Origin of the sequence: Paraburkholderia strydomiana, from assembly GCF_031456815.1 — a bacterium.
GTDB lineage: Bacteria > Pseudomonadota > Gammaproteobacteria > Burkholderiales > Burkholderiaceae > Paraburkholderia > Paraburkholderia caledonica.
Genome location: NZ_JAVDVL010000006.1, coordinates 264,319 through 281,750 on the forward strand (window position 1 = coordinate 264,319; position 17,432 = coordinate 281,750).

The 17,432-nt window shown below is 59.9% G+C and carries 16 protein-coding genes; 15 read left to right on the top strand and 1 reads right to left on the bottom strand.

The features are described 5' to 3' along the window. The first annotated feature begins 1 nt into the window (after position 1). The 15 genes from J2W46_RS18480 (at position 2) to J2W46_RS18550 (ending at position 15,606) form a co-directional block, all read left to right on the top strand. Positions 2 to 754 carry an ABC transporter ATP-binding protein gene (locus tag J2W46_RS18480; protein ID WP_087752415.1) on the top strand — a complete coding sequence of 251 codons (753 nt, stop codon included), beginning with the start codon at positions 2 to 4 and terminating at the stop codon, positions 752 to 754. Positions 755 to 915: 161 nt separating this feature from the next. Continuing rightward, positions 916 to 2,874 (top strand): tRNA uridine-5-carboxymethylaminomethyl(34) synthesis enzyme MnmG, encoded by a 1,959-nt coding sequence (gene mnmG / locus J2W46_RS18485; RefSeq protein WP_310355393.1) that lies wholly within the window; start codon positions 916 to 918, stop codon positions 2,872 to 2,874. Continuing rightward, positions 2,871 to 3,554 (top strand): 16S rRNA (guanine(527)-N(7))-methyltransferase RsmG, encoded by a 684-nt coding sequence (gene rsmG / locus J2W46_RS18490; protein ID WP_310355395.1) that lies wholly within the window; start codon positions 2,871 to 2,873, stop codon positions 3,552 to 3,554. The genes mnmG and rsmG overlap by 4 nt, the downstream gene beginning before the upstream one ends. Before the next feature lie 78 nt (positions 3,555 to 3,632). Next, positions 3,633 to 4,424: a ParA family protein gene (locus tag J2W46_RS18495; RefSeq protein ID WP_310355397.1), complete on the top strand. Its 792-nt coding sequence runs from the start codon at positions 3,633 to 3,635 to the stop codon at positions 4,422 to 4,424. An 18-nt stretch (positions 4,425 to 4,442) separates the two neighbouring features. Continuing rightward, positions 4,443 to 5,330 carry a ParB/RepB/Spo0J family partition protein gene (locus J2W46_RS18500; protein WP_020067420.1) on the top strand — a complete coding sequence of 296 codons (888 nt, stop codon included), beginning with the start codon at positions 4,443 to 4,445 and terminating at the stop codon, positions 5,328 to 5,330. Positions 5,331 to 5,863: 533 nt separating this feature from the next. Further along, complete coding sequence (locus J2W46_RS18505; RefSeq protein ID WP_087752418.1) at positions 5,864 to 6,403, top strand: ATP synthase subunit I; 540 nt, start codon at positions 5,864 to 5,866, stop codon at positions 6,401 to 6,403. Between the two features lie 156 nt (positions 6,404 to 6,559). Further along, a complete protein-coding gene (atpB, locus tag J2W46_RS18510) occupies positions 6,560 to 7,411 on the top strand; it encodes a F0F1 ATP synthase subunit A (RefSeq protein WP_027776916.1) in 852 nt (283 codons plus the stop codon). An 81-nt stretch (positions 7,412 to 7,492) separates the two neighbouring features. Beyond that, positions 7,493 to 7,762 carry a F0F1 ATP synthase subunit C gene (atpE, locus tag J2W46_RS18515; RefSeq protein WP_007180033.1) on the top strand — a complete coding sequence of 90 codons (270 nt, stop codon included), beginning with the start codon at positions 7,493 to 7,495 and terminating at the stop codon, positions 7,760 to 7,762. 138 nt (positions 7,763 to 7,900) lie between these two features. Then, positions 7,901 to 8,371: a F0F1 ATP synthase subunit B gene (locus J2W46_RS18520; protein WP_020067423.1), complete on the top strand. Its 471-nt coding sequence runs from the start codon at positions 7,901 to 7,903 to the stop codon at positions 8,369 to 8,371. A gap of 2 nt (positions 8,372 to 8,373) precedes the next feature. Continuing rightward, on the top strand, positions 8,374 to 8,913 hold the full coding sequence (locus J2W46_RS18525) for a F0F1 ATP synthase subunit delta (protein ID WP_310355402.1): 540 nt from the start codon (positions 8,374 to 8,376) through the stop codon (positions 8,911 to 8,913). Positions 8,914 to 8,969: 56 nt separating this feature from the next. Beyond that, positions 8,970 to 10,511, top strand: coding sequence for a F0F1 ATP synthase subunit alpha (gene atpA, locus J2W46_RS18530; protein WP_020067425.1), 1,542 nt, complete (start codon positions 8,970 to 8,972; stop codon positions 10,509 to 10,511). 139 nt (positions 10,512 to 10,650) lie between these two features. After that, positions 10,651 to 11,535, top strand: a complete 885-nt coding sequence (atpG, locus tag J2W46_RS18535; protein WP_020067426.1) for a F0F1 ATP synthase subunit gamma — start codon at positions 10,651 to 10,653, stop codon at positions 11,533 to 11,535. 126 nt (positions 11,536 to 11,661) lie between these two features. Further along, positions 11,662 to 13,056 (top strand): F0F1 ATP synthase subunit beta, encoded by a 1,395-nt coding sequence (gene atpD / locus J2W46_RS18540; RefSeq protein ID WP_020067427.1) that lies wholly within the window; start codon positions 11,662 to 11,664, stop codon positions 13,054 to 13,056. A 160-nt stretch (positions 13,057 to 13,216) separates the two neighbouring features. Next, positions 13,217 to 13,642 carry a F0F1 ATP synthase subunit epsilon gene (locus tag J2W46_RS18545; protein ID WP_020067428.1) on the top strand — a complete coding sequence of 142 codons (426 nt, stop codon included), beginning with the start codon at positions 13,217 to 13,219 and terminating at the stop codon, positions 13,640 to 13,642. A 233-nt stretch (positions 13,643 to 13,875) separates the two neighbouring features. Further along, positions 13,876 to 15,606 carry an AMP-binding protein gene (locus J2W46_RS18550; RefSeq protein ID WP_310355403.1) on the top strand — a complete coding sequence of 577 codons (1,731 nt, stop codon included), beginning with the start codon at positions 13,876 to 13,878 and terminating at the stop codon, positions 15,604 to 15,606. An 869-nt stretch (positions 15,607 to 16,475) separates the two neighbouring features. Here J2W46_RS18550 and J2W46_RS18555 read toward each other — a convergent pair. After that, on the bottom strand, positions 16,476 to 17,273 hold the full coding sequence (locus tag J2W46_RS18555; RefSeq protein WP_310355404.1) for a transporter substrate-binding domain-containing protein: 798 nt from the start codon (positions 17,271 to 17,273) through the stop codon (positions 16,476 to 16,478). Positions 17,274 to 17,432 lie beyond the last annotated feature (159 nt).

Consider the following 17,432-nt stretch of genomic DNA (forward strand, 5'->3'; position numbering starts at 1 on the left):
CATGAATGTAGCTGCACCCATTCTCGACGTGAACGGGTTATCCGTCCGATACGGCAAGGTCGAGGCACTCCACGGCGCTGCCATCAAGGTGCGAGCCGGGCAAATTGTGTCGGTAATCGGCCCGAACGGGGCGGGCAAGTCCACGCTGCTGAACGCGATCATGGGCGCTTTGCCGACCACTGGTCATGCCAAGGGCGCGGTCGTGTATCAGGGCGAGGACGTCAGTGCTGTGCCGGTGGAGAAGCGCGTGGCTCGCGGCATGTGCCTGGTGCCCGAGAAGCGTGAGCTTTTCGCGTCGATGAGTGTCGAGGACAACCTGGTTCTCGGCGCCTATCGGCGCAAGCGAGCGGGTGAGCGCAACTTTCTCGACCAGATGGAGCCGGTGTTCCAGCTGTTTCCGCGTCTGAAGGAGCGCCGTAAGCAGGCAGCCGGAACGTTGTCCGGTGGCGAGCGGCAGATGCTCGCGGTCGGGCGTGCTTTGATGGGCAAGCCGGATCTGCTGATGCTGGACGAGCCTAGCTTGGGGCTCGCGCCGCTGATCGTCAAAGAAATTTTCCACATCATCAGCGCTCTGCGTCAGACTGGGGTGGCGACGCTTCTGATCGAACAGAACGCTCGCGCGGCTCTGCAGATTTCGGACTATGGTTACGTCTTAGAGACGGGAGAGCTAGCGCTGGAGGGCGCGGCGTCGGATTTGGCGCAGAATCCTCGAGTTATCGAGACCTATTTGGGGCTGGCCAAAAAGGCGGCTTAGTCACTCTCACCTGCAGTTCCCAGCGGCGTGTTTCACGTGAAACACGCCGCTTTTTATTGTCTGGCGATTCGGCCTAATTCGGGCCGAAACCGAACCCGTTATAATTCGCCCATACTTTTTTCCTTTGAAGGCTCACGCGACGATCTGGCGTGAGATCCGCGATGCTTTTTCCCACAGAATTTGACGTAATCGTCGTCGGCGGCGGCCACGCCGGCACCGAGGCCGCTTTGGCCTCGGCGCGCATGGGCAATAAGACGCTCCTGCTGACTCACAACATCGAAACGCTCGGTCAGATGAGCTGCAATCCGTCTATCGGCGGCATTGGCAAGGGTCATCTGGTCAAGGAAGTCGACGCGCTCGGCGGTGCTATGGCCGCGGCCACGGACGAGGGCGGCATCCAGTTCCGCATCCTTAATTCCTCGAAGGGCCCGGCTGTGCGCGCGACTCGCGCGCAAGCTGACCGGCTGCTCTACAAGCAAGCGATCCGTCACCGGCTCGAAAACCAGCCGAATTTGTGGCTCTTTCAGCAAGCCGTAGACGATCTGATGGTTGAGGGCGACCGCGTGATCGGCGCGGTTACACAGGTGGGAATCCGCTTTCGCTCGCGGGCCGTGGTGCTGACGGCGGGCACCTTCCTCGACGGAAAGATCCACGTGGGACTGAACAACTACACCGGCGGTCGTGCTGGCGATCCTGCGGCTGTGTCGTTGTCGGCGCGTCTGAAGGAATTGAAACTGCCGCAAGGGCGCTTGAAGACCGGCACGCCGCCGCGAATTGACGGTCGGACCATCGACTTTTCGCAACTCGAGGAACAGCCTGGCGATCTCGACCCAGTGCCGGTCTTCTCGTTTCTCGGCCGCGCCGAACAGCATCCGCGCCAAGTGCCGTGCTGGGTCACGCATACCAACGAGCGCACGCACGACATTATCCGGGGCGGGCTGGATCGCTCGCCCATGTACACGGGCGTGATCGAAGGGGTAGGGCCACGGTATTGCCCTTCCATCGAGGACAAGATTCACCGCTTCGCGTCAAAGGAATCGCACCAGATCTTTCTGGAACCGGAAGGGCTGACCACGAACGAGTTCTATCCGAACGGGATCTCGACCAGCCTGCCGTTCGATGTGCAGCTCGAACTCGTGCGGTCCATGCGCGGCTTGGAGCACGCGCACATCCTCCGTCCTGGCTATGCAATTGAATATGATTACTTCGATCCGCGGGGGCTTAAGGCGTCGCTGGAAACCAAAGTGATCAACGGCTTGTTCTTTGCGGGGCAGATCAACGGCACCACCGGCTATGAAGAGGCGGCGGCGCAAGGCCTCTTGGCCGGCATCAACGCTGGCCTGTTCGTTCAGGGCAAGGAAGCATGGTGCCCGCGTCGGGATCAGGCCTACTTGGGCGTGCTGGTTGACGATCTAGTGACTCGTGGCGTTTCGGAGCCTTACCGCATGTTCACGAGCCGGGCTGAGTACAGGCTGAGTCTCCGGGAAGACAACGCCGATATGCGGTTGACGGAGATTGGCCGCGAGCTTGGCGTCGTTGACGATGTGCGTTGGGATGCATTCAGCCGCAAGCGCGATGCTGTTTCACGTGAAACAGAGCGGCTCCGCACGACTTGGGTGAACCCAAAAACGCTGTCGGCGGATGAAGCGACGGCGTTGCTGGGCAAGCCAATCGACCACGAATATAGCCTCGCGGACTTGCTGCGCAGACCCGGCGTGACTTACGACGGCGTATCTGCATTGCGAAACGGCGCATGCGCTGCACCGGAAATACTGGCCGACGATGACGTACTGCTGGCTCAGATCAAGGAACAGATCGAGATCGGTATCAAGTATCAGGGCTACATCGACCGGCAGGCGGACGAAATAGAGCGGAACGAAGCGCACGAGAGCACGCGTCTCCCGGAAGGTTTGGACTATGCCGAAGTGAGGGGTCTGTCGTTCGAGGCCCGGCAGAAACTGATGCAATTCCGTCCCGAAACCATCGGTCAGGCGTCGCGCATCTCGGGGATCACTCCTGCGGCCATCTCTCTGCTGATGGTTCATCTCAAGCGTGGCTTGGGTCGTCGTCCTGCAAAGGCGACCGCGCCGGACCCGGATAACAAGCCGGTGGTGCAATGACGGTGAAGAGGAGCGGAGCTGACCGGGAAGCGCTGTGCCAACTTCTCGCCGATGGCGTAGGCGAGCTCGGACTCGAGTTGAGCGATGTGCAACTCGGCAAGCTGCTCGACTACGTGACGCTGCTGGCGAAGTGGAATGCCGTCTACAACCTGACGGCCATTCGCGATCCCCGGCAGATGTTGATTCAACACATACTCGACTCCCTTTCGATCGTGCCGCACCTCGTGCAGCGCAACCCGGGGACGGTGCTGGACGTCGGCTCGGGCGGCGGTTTGCCTGGCATCGTCTTGGCGATCGTCCGTCCTGATTGGGGCGTGACCGTGAACGACATCGTTCACAAGAAAACGGCCTTCCAGGCGCAGGCGAAGGCTGAACTTGGTCTGACGAACCTCTCGGTCGTGACCGGGCGTGTAGAAACGCTGCGGCCGGGCGCCGAAGTGTCGGCAAAGTTCGACGTAATCGTCTCTAGAGCATTCGCAGAACTCGCCGATTTCGTTACACTGGCCCGTCATCTGGTGGCAGAGCAGGGCGCCATTCTCGCGATGAAGGGTGTGCGTCCCGACGACGAAATCGAGCGGTTACCTGCGGGCGCCCACGTGGAGCAGATCATCCGCCTCGACGTGCCGTTCCTCGATGCCGAGCGCCACCTCGTCACGGTTCTTATGAATGAAGGCGACTAGCCGCCCTCACTCGCGCACGACGCCATTCCAAATAGACGACGTAATCACTTCTTCAAGCAGCAAAGGGACACTCCAACGATGGCAAAAATTTTCTGCGTTGCGAACCAGAAAGGCGGAGTCGGTAAGACGACGACGGCAGTCAATCTGGCGGCCAGCCTGGCAGCGCAGGGACAGCGAGTCCTTCTTATCGACCTGGACCCGCAGGGCAACGCCACAATGGGCAGCGGCATCGACAAGGCAGCGTGCGCCAACACCGTCTATGAAGTGCTGGTTGACGGGGTCTCGGTGGCTGATTCCAGGATGCGTCCCGAAGCCGTCGGCTATGACGTACTGCCTGCCAACCGCGAACTTGCGGGAGCGGAAGTCGAGTTGGTCAGCGTGCAGAACCGCGAGCGGCAGTTGAAGGTCGCGCTTGCGACAGTGGAAAGCGAATACGACTTCGTGTTGATCGACTGTCCGCCCGCATTGTCGCTGCTGACGCTCAATGGCCTCTGCGCTGCGCATGGCGTCGTGATTCCCATGCAGTGCGAGTACTTTGCGCTCGAAGGGCTGTCCGATCTGGTCAACACCATCAAGCAGGTGCATGCGAATCTGAATCGCGACCTCAAAGTGATCGGCTTGTTGCGCGTCATGTTCGACCCGCGGATCACGCTGCAGCAGCAGGTCTCCGATCAATTGAAGGAGCACTTTGGCGACAAGGTGTTCGACGCGGTGATTCCGCGCAACGTGCGCCTCGCCGAGGCGCCCAGCTATGGGCTGCCGGGCGTGGTGTTCGACAGGGCGTCGCGCGGCGCGCAAGCCTACGTGCAGTTCGGCGCGGAAATGATTGAGCGGGTGCGCGCACTGAATGACGCGCCCCAAGCATCCTAAGTGGATCGAGGAAGCACGATGAACGCAGTAGCAAGAAAGAAGGGATTGGGCCGCGGCCTGGAAGCGTTGCTCGGCGGCAGCGCCGACATCACCGAGGCGGTGGTGATTGACGGCGCGCCGAACGTGTTGCCGCTCAGCAAAATGCAGGCGGGCAAATATCAGCCGCGCACGCGGATGGACGAAGGCGCGTTGCAGGAGTTGGCCGCCAGCATACGTGCACAAGGCTTGATGCAACCGATCCTCGTGCGGCCGGTGTCGGCGGACAAATACGAGATCATCGCGGGCGAGCGGCGTTTCCGCGCGGCTCGACTTGCTGGTCTGGAAGAAGTCCCGGTACTCGTGAAGGACGTGCCCGACCAGGCCGCCGCCGCGATGGCGTTGATCGAGAACATCCAGCGCGAAGATCTGAATCCGCTGGAAGAGGCGCAAGGTATTCAGCGGTTGCTCGACGAATTCAACTTTACACACGAGCAGGCCGCCGAGTCGGTCGGCCGCTCGCGTAGCGCCGTGTCGAACCTGCTGCGCCTGCTCAACCTCGCGACACCAGTTCAAACCATGTTACTTGCCGGCGACCTCGACATGGGCCATGCGCGCGCGCTGCTGGCGGTCGACGCAGCGACGCAGATCACGCTGGCGAATCAAGTCGTCAACAAGCGGATGTCCGTGCGGGAAACCGAGAAACTGGTGACGGCGACCACGAAGGCGGCTCCGGCGGTCAAGGCGCGCGCCAACCCGGACGGCGGCCGCGATACGAGACGGCTGGAAGAAGAACTGTCCGATCTGCTGGCCGCAACCGTCAAAATCAAGCTTGGCCGACGCGGTCGCGGTCAGGTGCTGGTCGATTTCGGCGATCTGGACGCGCTCGAGGGTATTCTTGTGCGGTTGCGCGGAAACGCCACGGCTTGAGCGTCTGACGACCGGAGATCCTTCGGTGAGCGGCGCCGAAAAAGATGGTCGCGCGCCGCTCAATTGCACTCCCGGGCGTTGAGCTCGTGGGCGCGGCCGAACGCCGTTTGCGACGGTCGAGCAGGGGTTGAATATCAGGGAATCCTAACTAATTTTGGTTCTGCAATAGGCACCTGGACGGCTGTGACGAACAGTCTACAGAGGAGGTGCCGCGCCGGCTTGGCAAACTCATTGTGCTCTGTTGCGTTTTCGACACGGCTGTTGCAACAGTTGCGAGTCAGCTTGTCGACCCGAAAAACGGCTCGATGAACACGCACATTTTACATTTGCAAGACCGCCTTACAGTTGACAGGCTGACCATTCGTCGGAAGCCTTTTCCGCATCGCGAGGAGTCGTTTCGTACTGTTTATTGAACGGCCTAAAGTCTTGAATTGCCTGCAACTATCGCTTACAATCGCCCGGATTTAATTGCACGGCAACCCCGTAAGCGCAGCGAAAGCTCGCTGACCGGAACGAGACTTCGGAACACTGCGATGGCGGTCAAAACGTCGAATCAAGCGCCGAAAAATGGGCGAGACGGGCACCGCGAAAAACGCAGCGTTTCAGAGGCGTCTACCGCTCAGCAAGTCACGCATGAAGAACCGTGGGACGCCGAGCAGGAAAATATCGTTCCGCTCACGCGGGCCGAGGCTGAAAAGCTGTTTGGTCCCAGTGTGAACCGTCCATCGCGCGTCACCCCCTTAAGGGTTGTGGCAGCGCAAATGGTCTTGTCCCTAGGCGCAACGCTGGTATGGTGGCTGTTCTATGAGCCGCCGGGCGCTGCTGCGCTGTCTGCGTTCCTGGGAGGGGCGATATGCTGGGTGCCGGCCGCATTGTTCGCGGCGCGGCTGAGAACGCTGAGCGGCGCCGAAACAGCAATGAGCTGGATGATCGGCGAAGCGCTCAAGATGGGGACAACGATCGCGATGTTTGTAGCCATCGCCTTCTGGTATCACGACGTACGCTGGGTTCCGCTGCTCGTGACTTATCTCATCGCGCTCAAGACGTATTGGATCGCTTTGGCGTGGCGCTGAAGAGGCAACAGGTAACAGCAAGATTCAAAAGCCGGCGCGCGGCGCCGGCGAGAGCGTGCGGATAAGACAGGATCCGCACCCGGCGCGTTCCCGCAATACAGCATTGCGGCGGGGCGGCCTCAGACGATTTTCGACAATTTGGGTGGCTTTAACGATATGGCAGCTAGCGAAGGCACGCGCGCAATGGATCCGTCCGAGTACATCGCGCACCACTTGCAGAACTTTTCCACCGGACACCAGACGTCGATTTTCGACATTCACGTGTGGAATCTGGACACCCTCTTCTGGTCGATCGTTTGCGGTCTGGCCACCATCTTCATCCTGCACATGGCTGCACGCAAGGCAACGTCCGGCGTGCCCGGCCGTTTCCAATGTGCAATCGAAATGCTGGTCGAGATGGTCGAGGATCAATCGAAGTCGATGATCCACGGCACGCGTACTTTCATCGCGCCGCTGGCACTGACGGTGTTCGTCTGGGTCGCGCTGATGAACGCGCTCGACTTTATTCCTGTTGACCTGCCGGGCCACGTCATCGGCTGGCTTGGTCTGTCTGAAGTCATCCCGCACCACCGCATCGTGCCGACCGCCGACCTGAACGGCACACTCGGCATCGCCCTCGGTGTGTTCGCGCTGATGATTTACTACAACTTCAAGATCAAGGGCGCCGGCGGCTTCGTGCACGAACTGCTGTCCGCTCCGTTCGGCGCGCATCCGCTGCTGTGGATCCCGAACCTTGCACTGAACATCATCGAGTTCGTCGCGAAGACGGTCTCGCTCGGCATGCGGCTGTTCGGCAACATGTACGCGGGCGAACTGTTGTTCCTGCTGATTGCCCTGCTCGGCAGCATCTGGAGCTTCGGCGCGGACACGACGGTGCTTGGCTTCATCGGCCACGTGATCGCCGGCAGCGTGTGGGCAATCTTCCACATCCTGATCGTTCTGCTGCAGGCGTTCATTTTCATGATGCTGACGCTGGTGTACATCGGCCAGGCACACGACACGCACTAAACCGCGCAGTCGTTAAAGAATCGTAGTTTTTCAAATCCCAGTTCCAACCAGTTCTAAAAGACTTTTCACAAAGGAGTGATCATGCAAGCTTTCATCGCCAACATCCAGGGTCTGACCGCCATCGGTATCGGCATCATCATCGGCCTGGGTGCAATCGGCGCCTGTATCGGTATCGGCCTGATGGGTGGCAAGTACATCGAAGCATGTGCTCGTCAGCCGGAACTGATGAACCCGCTGCAAACCAAGATGTTCCTGCTGGCTGGTCTGATCGATGCGGCGTTCCTGATTGGCGTTGGTGTGGCAATGCTGTTTGCGTTCGCGAACCCGCTGCTGTCGAAGCTGGCAGGCTGAGGTTCCTCGGAAGTTTGCGCCTGAGCTATAACTGGTAAAGGCGCAGGGCGGAACGGGCACTTAGGCGCTGATCGAACACAGAATCGATGAGCGCCTTGCCGTTTCACTTTCCGAACTAGCAACGTTTAAGGAAACACCGTGAATCTCAACGCAACCCTGTTTGCGCAAATGGTCGTGTTCCTGATCCTCGCGTGGTTCACGATGAAGTTCGTGTGGCCGCCGCTGATCAACGCCCTCGACGAGCGCGCGAAGAAGATCGCCGACGGTTTGTCGGCTGCAGAAAAGGGCAAGGCAGAACTGGCAGCCGCTCACAAGCGCGTCGACCAGGAACTTGCTCAGGCACGCAACGACGGTCAGCAGCGTATCGCTGACGCCGAAAAACGCGCCGTGGCAGTCGCTGACGAAATCAAGGCTCAAGCACAGGCTGAAGCCGCTCGCATCATCGCGCAAGCGAAGGCCGACGCTGAGCAGCAAGTCGTGAAGGCGCGCGAAACGCTGCGTGGTGAAGTCGCCGCGCTCGCCGTGAAGGGCGCTGAACAGATCCTGAAGCGCGAAGTCGACCAGGCAGCGCATGCTGACCTGCTGAATCAACTGAAAGCCGAGCTCTGATCATGGCCGAACTTGCAACCATCGCCCGTCCGTACGCAGAAGCGCTGTTTGGCGTGGCCGAAGCTGGTGACATCGCCGCCTGGTCCACGCTCGTGCAGGAGCTGGCACAGGTTGCGCGTCTGCCCGAAGTGCTGTCGATCGCCTCGAGCCCGAAAGTAAGCCGCGCCCAGGTCAGCGAACTGCTGCTGGCTGCGGTCAAGTCGCCGCTCAAGGACAACGCGCAAGCGAAGAATCTGGTGCAAATGCTGGTGGACAACCATCGCCTGCAATTGATGCCGGAAATCGCCGTGCAGTTCGAAGAGTTGAAGAACGCCCGCGAAGGGGCGGCCGATGTGCTGATTGTCAGCGCATTCTCGCTCGAGGGCGCGCAGTTGAACGACCTCGTCGCAAGTCTCGAACGCAAGTTCAAACGCAAGCTAAAGCCGACGGTCGAGATCGACCCGTCGTTGATCGGCGGCGTGCGCGTGACGGTCGGCGACGAAGTGCTCGATACCTCGGTCCGCGCGCGGCTTGCCAGCATGCAAACGGCTCTGACGGCCTGAAGCGCCTCGCGCTGAAGCGGCTGGCACGCAACAGAATTGACTATCAGGAGCGAATAATGCAACTCAATCCCTCTGAGATCAGCGAGCTGATCAAGAGCCGGATCCAGGGCCTTGAAGCGAGCGCAGACGTTCGCAACCAGGGCACCGTGATCTCCGTGACCGACGGTATCGTGCGTATTCACGGCCTGTCGGAAGTGATGCAGGGCGAAATGCTCGAATTCCCGGGCAACACCTTCGGTCTCGCGCTGAACCTCGAGCGCGACTCGGTCGGCGCCGTGATTCTGGGTGAGTACGAGCACATTTCGGAAGGCGACATCGTCAAGACGACGGGCCGCATTCTGGAAGTGCCGGTTGGCCCGGAACTGCTCGGCCGCGTGGTCGATGCACTGGGTAACCCGATCGACGGCAAGGGTCCGATCAACGCGAAGAAGACCGACGCGATCGAAAAGATCGCTCCGGGCGTGATCTGGCGTAAGTCGGTTTCGGAACCGGTCCAAACCGGTCTGAAGTCGATCGACGCAATGGTGCCGGTTGGCCGCGGCCAGCGCGAGCTGATCATTGGCGACCGCCAGTGCGGCAAGACCGCAGTCGCAGTCGACGCGATCATCAACCAGAAGGGCAAGAACCTCTTCTGTATCTACGTCGCGATCGGCCAGAAGGCTTCGTCGATCATGAACGTGGTCCGCAAGCTGGAAGAAACCGGCGCGCTGGAATACACGATCGTCGTCGCCGCTTCGGCGTCGGAATCGGCCGCCATGCAGTACCTGGCACCGTACGCCGGCTGCACGATGGGCGAATATTTCCGTGACCGCGGTCAAGACGCGCTGATCGTTTATGACGACTTGACCAAGCAGGCTTGGGCATACCGTCAGATCTCGCTGCTGCTGCGCCGTCCGCCGGGCCGTGAAGCATATCCGGGCGACGTGTTCTATCTGCACTCGCGTCTGTTGGAACGTGCTGCTCGTGTCTCGGAAGAGTACGTCGAGAAGTTCACCAATGGCGAAGTCAAGGGCAAGAGCGGTTCGCTGACGGCACTGCCGGTCATTGAAACGCAAGCCGGCGACGTGACCGCATTCGTTCCGACGAACGTGATCTCGATTACCGACGGTCAGATCTTCCTTGAAACCGACCTCTTCAACGCAGGTATCCGCCCGGCAATTAACGCTGGTGTGTCGGTGTCGCGCGTCGGTGGTGCGGCTCAAACCAAGGTCGTGAAGAAGCTGTCGGGCGGTATTCGTACCGACCTCGCGCAGTATCGTGAACTGGCAGCGTTCGCGCAGTTCGCATCGGACCTCGACGAAGCAACCCGCAAGCAGCTGGAGCGCGGCCGCCGCGTGACGGAACTGCTGAAGCAGCCGCAATACCAGCCGCTGCAAGTGTGGGAACTCGCTATCTCGCTGTTCGCCGCGAACAACGGCTACCTCGACGATCTGGAAGTGTCGCAAGTTCTGCCGTTCGAAAAGGGCCTGCGCGAATATCTGAAGTCGAGCCACGCTGACCTGGTCAAGCGCGTCGAAGACAACAAGGAACTCTCGAAGGACGACGAAGGCCTGCTGCACACGGCCGTCAAAGACTTCAAGAAGTCCGGCGCTTATTGATCTGCGAGTGATCCGCAAGGCATAAACGGACCTTGAAGCGGCGCGGGCCGCATGCGAATGCTCCCGCGCTGCTTCGATCGCTTTGCATGGGACCCGGGTAAGCGTTGAAGCACTAACTCGGGCCGACAAGGAGCAAGCAATGGCTGGAATGAAGGAAATTCGCGGCAAGATCAAGAGCGTGCAAAACACGCGCAAGATCACGAAAGCGATGGAGATGGTGGCCGCATCGAAGATGCGCCGCGCTCAGGAGCGCATGCGCGCTGCTCGCCCGTATGCCGACAAGGTCCGCGACATCGCTGCGCACATGAGCCGTGCGAACCCCGAGTATCGTCACCCGTTCATGGTGTCGAACGAAGGCGCGAAGACGGCGGGCATCATCCTCGTCACGACCGACAAAGGTCTGTGCGGGGGCATGAATACCAACGTGCTGCGTGCAGCGCTGCAGAAGTTCAAGGAACTGGAAGGCCAGGGCAAGACGATCGAAGCAACTGCGATCGGCACCAAGGGCTTGGGTTTCCTGAACCGCTTGCGCGCCAAGGTGGTATCGAATGTCGTGCATCTGGGCGATACGCCGCATCTGGAAAAACTGATCGGCGCGGTGAAAGTTCAGCTCGACCTGTACTCGGAAGGCAAGGTTTCGGCGGTGTATCTCGCATACACGCGCTTCGTCAACACGATGAAGCAGGAGCCGGTGATCGAGCAACTGCTGCCGCTGGCGGCAGATCAGTTCGAGCGCAAGGACGAGCAGAGCGCGACGCCGACCACCCAGTGGGACTACATCTACGAGCCGGATGCACAGGCAGTGGTGGACGAACTGCTGGTGCGTTATGTCGAGGCGCTGGTCTATCAGGCCGTCGCGGAAAACATGGCGTCGGAGCAGTCGGCCCGTATGGTCGCAATGAAGGCCGCTTCGGACAATGCGAAGACGGTCATCAACGAACTGCAGCTTGTGTATAACAAGAGCCGTCAGGCCGCGATCACGAAAGAACTGTCGGAAATCGTCGGTGGCGCGGCGGCCGTCTGACCTTCTTGGTCAGCATGTCGCCTTGCGTGCGCCCCTGAGGCGCACCGTCCAGGCAACCGGTCTGGGCGATTCCATCGAAACAGCGCCTTTGCGCGAGTGAAGAATTGAGTATCTAAAGGAAAAGCGATGAGTACTACTGCTTTGGTAGAAGGCAAGATCGTACAGTGCATCGGCGCGGTGATCGACGTGGAATTCCCGCGTTCGGACATGCCGAAGATTTACGACGCGCTCATTCTGGAAGGTTCGGAACTGACCCTCGAAGTCCAGCAACAGCTGGGCGACGGCGTTGTCCGTACCATCTGTCTGGGTGCATCGGACGGTCTGCGTCGTGGCACGGTCGTCAAGAACACTGGCAATCCGATCAGCGTGCCGGTCGGCAAGCCGACGCTCGGCCGTATCATGGACGTTCTCGGTCGTCCGATCGACGAAGCCGGTCCGATCAACTCGGACGTGGTTCGCGGCATTCACCAGAAGGCTCCGGCGTTCGACGAACTGTCGCCGTCGACCGAACTGCTCGAAACCGGCATCAAGGTTATCGACCTGATCTGCCCGTTTGCCAAGGGCGGTAAGGTGGGTCTGTTCGGTGGCGCCGGCGTCGGCAAGACCGTGAACATGATGGAACTGATCAACAACATCGCTAAGGAACACGGTGGTTACTCCGTGTTCGCCGGTGTTGGCGAGCGTACCCGCGAAGGGAACGACTTCTATCACGAAATGAAGGACTCGAACGTTCTGGACAAGGTCGCGCTGGTGTACGGCCAGATGAACGAGCCGCCGGGCAACCGTCTGCGCGTCGCGCTGACCGGCCTGACGATGGCTGAGCACTTCCGTGACGAAGGCCTCGACGTGCTGTTCTTCGTCGACAACATCTACCGTTTCACGCTGGCCGGTACTGAAGTGTCGGCACTGCTCGGCCGTATGCCGTCGGCAGTGGGCTATCAGCCGACGCTGGCTGAAGAAATGGGCAAGCTGCAAGAGCGCATTACGTCGACCAAGACCGGCTCGATCACGTCGGTTCAGGCCGTGTACGTCCCTGCGGATGACTTGACCGACCCGTCGCCGGCTACCACTTTCGGCCACCTGGACGCTACCGTCGTGTTGTCGCGTGACATCGCTTCGCTGGGTATCTACCCGGCAGTGGACCCGCTCGATTCGACCTCGCGTCAGATCGACCCGAACGTGATCGGCGAAGAGCACTACTCGATCACGCGCGGCGTGCAACAAACGCTGCAGCGCTACAAGGAACTGCGCGACATTATCGCGATTCTGGGCATGGACGAACTCGCGCCGGAAGACAAGCTCGCCGTGGCGCGCGCTCGTAAGATCCAGCGTTTCCTGTCGCAGCCGTTCCACGTTGCTGAAGTGTTCACGGGTTCGCCCGGCAAGTACGTTCCGCTGAAGGAAACGATCCGCGGCTTCAAGATGATCGTTGAAGGCGAGTGCGACCACCTGCCGGAACAAGCCTTCTACATGGTCGGCACGATCGACGAAGCCTTCGAAAAGGCCAAGAAGATCCAGTAAAGGTCGGGTGTAACGAAGCGGGCGCCGGCCTCGCGCGCGATGACTTCCGCACGGTAGTCGTCCGCAAAGCCGGTGCCTCTCACTACGCTTAACCCAGCCTTGCACGGGGCCAGAGCGAGCGCCAAAGCGCTAACCCTGGTCGCCACAGGAGTCGACACTTATGGCAACCATTAAAGTAGACGTCGTCAGCGCGGAAGAGCAGATCTTCTCGGGCCAGGCGAAGTTCGTCGCGCTGCCGGGCGAAGCAGGTGAACTCGGCATTCTGCCGGGCCACACGCCGCTCATCACCCGGATCCGTCCGGGTGCAGTGCGCATCGAAGCTGAAAACGGCGAAGAAGAGTTTGTGTTCGTCGCCGGCGGCATCCTCGAAATCCAGCCGGGTGCTGTGACGGTTCTCGCCGACACGGCAATTCGCGGCAAGGATCTCGACGAAGCCAAGGCCGAAGACGCGCGCAAACGTGCGGAAGAAGCGCTGCAAAACACGGGCTCGAACCTCGAATACGCGACCGCCCAGGCGGAACTGGCGTACGCGACGGCTCAGCTTGCTGCGATCCAGCGTCTGCGCAAACTGCGCGGTCAGAGCTAAGCAACACGTATCAGAGAAAAGGCAGCCCGCGTGGCTGCCTTTTTTTATCCTTCACTTGACGTTTACGGAAAGGTAAGTGAGATTGTGAGGCCGTCCGGACCGGCGCAGCAATGGCAGCCATCCAATACGCCGGGCCGCTGCGGGTAAGACTTGATGCCGCGCAAGCAACCGCCGGTGGCACAATCGGTTTCAAATTCATTTCAATAGGGCGATTTGCTCACGGAGACAGCACCATGGCGACGCAAGTGTCAGGCGAAGGCGCAATCATAGAACCGAAAGACGGACTCTCGTATGTCCGTGGATCGACAGAGATTCCGTTGAGCGAAGCGACAATCGGCGAGTTTTTGCGCAGCACCGCCGAGCGCTTTCCCGACCGGCCTGCGGTGGTTTTTCGTGAGCAGCAAATCCGGTGGACCTGGAAAGAGTTCGCCGAAGAAGTCGACATATTGGCCGCCGGCTTCGTGGCGCTCGGCAACGTGAAGGGCGACCGCGTCGGCATCTGGTCGCCGAACCGGGTTGAGTGGCTGCTAACGCAGTTCGCGACGGCGCGCATCGGTGCGGTGCTGGTCAACATCAACCCGGCTTACCGCCTTGCGGAACTGGAATACGCACTGAATAAAGTGGGCTGCAAGGCGATTGTCGCGGCGGAGCGCTTCAAGACGTCGATGTACCTCGAAATGCTGCAGCAACTCGCGCCCGAGCTTGCTACGCACGCGCCCGGCGATCTGCACGCGGCACGACTGCCTGATCTGCGCTACGTGATCCGCATGTGCGACACGGAAACGCCCGGAATGCTCACGTTCTCGGACGTGATCGAGCAGGGGCGCGCCACGCTCGACGTCGCGAAGCTCGACGAGATCGGCGCGACGCTTTCGTGCCACGAGGCGATCAACATTCAGTTCACCAGCGGTACGACGGGCAATCCGAAAGGGGCGACGCTCACGCATAGCAACGTAGTCAACAACGCGCGCTATATCGCGATGGCCATGAACCTGAGCGAGCAGGACGCGCTGTGCATTCCCGTCCCGCTATATCACTGTTTTGGCATGGTCCTCGCGGTTCTCGCGTGCGTCTCGGTGGGCGCGAACATGGTGTTTCCGGGCGAGGCTTTCGACCCCGCCGCGACACTCGCGGCCGTCGCGCAAGAGCAGTGCACGGCGCTGCATGGCGTGCCGACCATGTTTATAGCTGAACTGGATCACCCGGACTTTGCCTCCTTCGACCTCTCACGCCTGCGCACTGGCATCATGGCGGGTTCGCCGTGCCCGATCGAGACGATGAAAAAAGTCGTGTCGAGGATGCACCTCAACGAAATCACGATTGCGTACGGGATGACAGAGACTAGCCCGGTCTCGTTCCAGAGTTCGACCACCGACCCGCTCGACAAACGCACGACCACCGTCGGCCGCATTCAGCCGCATCTCGAAGTAAAGATAGTCGATCCGGTAGGCAACATCGTGCCGGTGGGCGAGACCGGTGAGCTATGCACGCGCGGATATTCGGTGATGCAAGGCTATTGGGACGACGAGGCGAAAACGCGTGAAAGTATCGTCGACGGCTGGATGCACACCGGCGACCTCGCTACGCTCGACGCCGAGGGTTATTGCAACATTGTCGGTCGCCTCAAGGACATGCTGATCCGTGGCGGCGAGAACATCTATCCGCGCGAGATCGAGGAGTTTCTTTTCCGCCACCCGAAGATCCAGAGCGTGCAGGTTTTCGGCGTGCCAGACAGCCGATACGGCGAAGAGGTGTGCGCTTGGGTGGTCCTACGTCCAGGTGAACAGGCCACAGCTGAAGAGATCCAGCAGTTCTGCAATGGCCAGATAGCGCACTACAAGGTGCCGAAGTACATCCGGTTCGTCGACGAACTGCCAATGACGGTAACAGGCAAAGTGCAGAAGTTCGTCATGCGTGAGCGCATGATCAGCGAACTGAAGTTGCAGGAAGGGAAGACGGCCTGACGAGTGCGCGATACGCGGTGACCTGCTTGGGAGCGGGCCCGCGCAGCGAGGTGCTGCCGACGCCAACCGCCGCATACGCCGCCAAACAGCAAATTGCGCCTAAAAGCATGTAAAACATGCCATCTTGCACTGCGCAAACGTTTGGCTAGACGAAAAAAAAGCGGGCCTGGAGCCCGCTAAAAACCACACGCTACGGGGTTAGCGCGAGGAGACCAATGTAGGAACCGACTGAGACGACGACCCGGCGTCGACTACGGTCCCAGCAGGGATGCCCCTTTACAGGGCTTCGGCATACGCCGACCGGCAAGTGCATCGTATCCGCTCACACCATGCACGCAGCCACATCCGTGTTGAAACCGTTGAGGGCATTGTGGGCGAATTAACAAAGGAGCGCCGTAACAAAGTGTTTCAGGTTGTAACGCCCGCCAGATAAGGCGCTGAGGGATTTATTGCGGAATTCAAGGGCTAAAAAAGTAATATATACCGATGACTGCACGGCAATTTAATACGACCGTTTAATGATATTCGCGAAGCATAGCGCCGCATAAAGCGTTAAGTCGATTCCGCATGAAATAGTTGCGCGTTCATCTTTCCGACAATAAACCGTTGTTGTTACAACTGGTTCCCGGTGCAGAGAAAATCGGGCGCAGCGACCGGCGCAGTTGAGTGCGGCGCAATAAACGCCGCGCGACCTTCAAAAATGTAAGGGACGGTTCACGAATTCACGTGGCGCTCACCTTTGTTTACCTCTAGCCGGCCTTTTCCGTGCCGCCGTTACATGATGCGACCGGCAAACCGTCCCTATATAGCGGCGCGGCCGCCGACCGTCCGCAATCACCCCGGGAAAGAACGCGGCCGAGCGGAATACCTCACTTCAACCACTTATCCAGCACGGCTTGATATTCACCCGTCGCCCGCGCGAAATGCAGCCACTGGTCAACGTACTGTTGAAAGGCGACATCGCCGCGGGGCAGCAGCCACGCTTTCTCCCCATACTGGAACGGCTTCTGTGGATGCACGGCACACAGGCCAGGATTCAGCTTTTGCTGCAGCAGGGTTTCGGACGCATCGGTCACCATCACGTCGGCCTTGCCGGCGAGGATCTCCTTGAAGATCGTCACGTTGTCCGGATAAACAGTCATCGAGGCGTGCGACAGGAACTGCTTTGCGAAACGTTCGTTCGTGCCGCCTGGATTAACGATTACACGCGTTCCCGGCTGGTCGATCTGTGCGACGGTCTGGTATTTGTCGACGTCGTCGCATCGGACAATCGGCGTCTTGCCGTCCACCATAAACGCCTGGGTGAAGAAGGCCCGCTTTTGCCGCTCCAGCGTCGGCGAAACGCCGCCCACGCCGATGTCGCATTTGGCCACGAAGTCGTTCATCAGGTTCGACCAGGAAGTCTTCACGAATTCCGCTTTGACGCCGAGCGACTTGGCCAGCGATTCGGTCATATCGATGTCGATCCCCTCGAACTGACCGTCTGCCCTATAAAACGAGTGCGGTTTGTAGTCGCCCGTCGTGCATGCGCGCAAGATGCCACGGGCGGGGATTTCATCGAGCCGGGAAGGTGTCGCGGTGGTGGCCGATGCTTGCGCCTGCGCCGCGCCGGTGTAAATGAGAGCGCCCGTCAGGACGCCGAGCAATGCGACTGCTGCCTTATTCATTGAGTCTCCTTAATTGTGCTTTGTTATGGTCAGGCCGCTGGATAATCGCCAGGAGAGTTCCGCTTGAACGTTGGCCGTTTGACCAGGTTGAGTCGCTTCCCGCCGACCGGGAAAATGGGCTTCAAACCGTTCGCAAATCACAGTTATTGGCCGCATCAA

Coding starts and splice junctions, on each gene's coding strand:
- J2W46_RS18555 (WP_310355404.1), bottom strand. CDS start 17,273: ATGAATAAGGCAGCAGTCGCATTGCTCGGCGTCCTGACGGGCGCTCTC.
- J2W46_RS18495 (WP_310355397.1), top strand. CDS start 3,633: ATGGCAAAAATTTTCTGCGTTGCGAACCAGAAAGGCGGAGTCGGTAAG.
- atpD (WP_020067427.1), top strand. CDS start 11,662: ATGAGTACTACTGCTTTGGTAGAAGGCAAGATCGTACAGTGCATCGGC.
- atpB (WP_027776916.1), top strand. CDS start 6,560: ATGGCAGCTAGCGAAGGCACGCGCGCAATGGATCCGTCCGAGTACATC.
- atpE (WP_007180033.1), top strand. CDS start 7,493: ATGCAAGCTTTCATCGCCAACATCCAGGGTCTGACCGCCATCGGTATC.
- J2W46_RS18500 (WP_020067420.1), top strand. CDS start 4,443: ATGAACGCAGTAGCAAGAAAGAAGGGATTGGGCCGCGGCCTGGAAGCG.
- atpG (WP_020067426.1), top strand. CDS start 10,651: ATGGCTGGAATGAAGGAAATTCGCGGCAAGATCAAGAGCGTGCAAAAC.
- mnmG (WP_310355393.1), top strand. CDS start 916: ATGCTTTTTCCCACAGAATTTGACGTAATCGTCGTCGGCGGCGGCCAC.
- rsmG (WP_310355395.1), top strand. CDS start 2,871: ATGACGGTGAAGAGGAGCGGAGCTGACCGGGAAGCGCTGTGCCAACTT.
- J2W46_RS18480 (WP_087752415.1), top strand. CDS start 2: ATGAATGTAGCTGCACCCATTCTCGACGTGAACGGGTTATCCGTCCGA.
- J2W46_RS18505 (WP_087752418.1), top strand. CDS start 5,864: ATGGCGGTCAAAACGTCGAATCAAGCGCCGAAAAATGGGCGAGACGGG.
- J2W46_RS18525 (WP_310355402.1), top strand. CDS start 8,374: ATGGCCGAACTTGCAACCATCGCCCGTCCGTACGCAGAAGCGCTGTTT.
- J2W46_RS18550 (WP_310355403.1), top strand. CDS start 13,876: ATGGCGACGCAAGTGTCAGGCGAAGGCGCAATCATAGAACCGAAAGAC.
- atpA (WP_020067425.1), top strand. CDS start 8,970: ATGCAACTCAATCCCTCTGAGATCAGCGAGCTGATCAAGAGCCGGATC.
- J2W46_RS18545 (WP_020067428.1), top strand. CDS start 13,217: ATGGCAACCATTAAAGTAGACGTCGTCAGCGCGGAAGAGCAGATCTTC.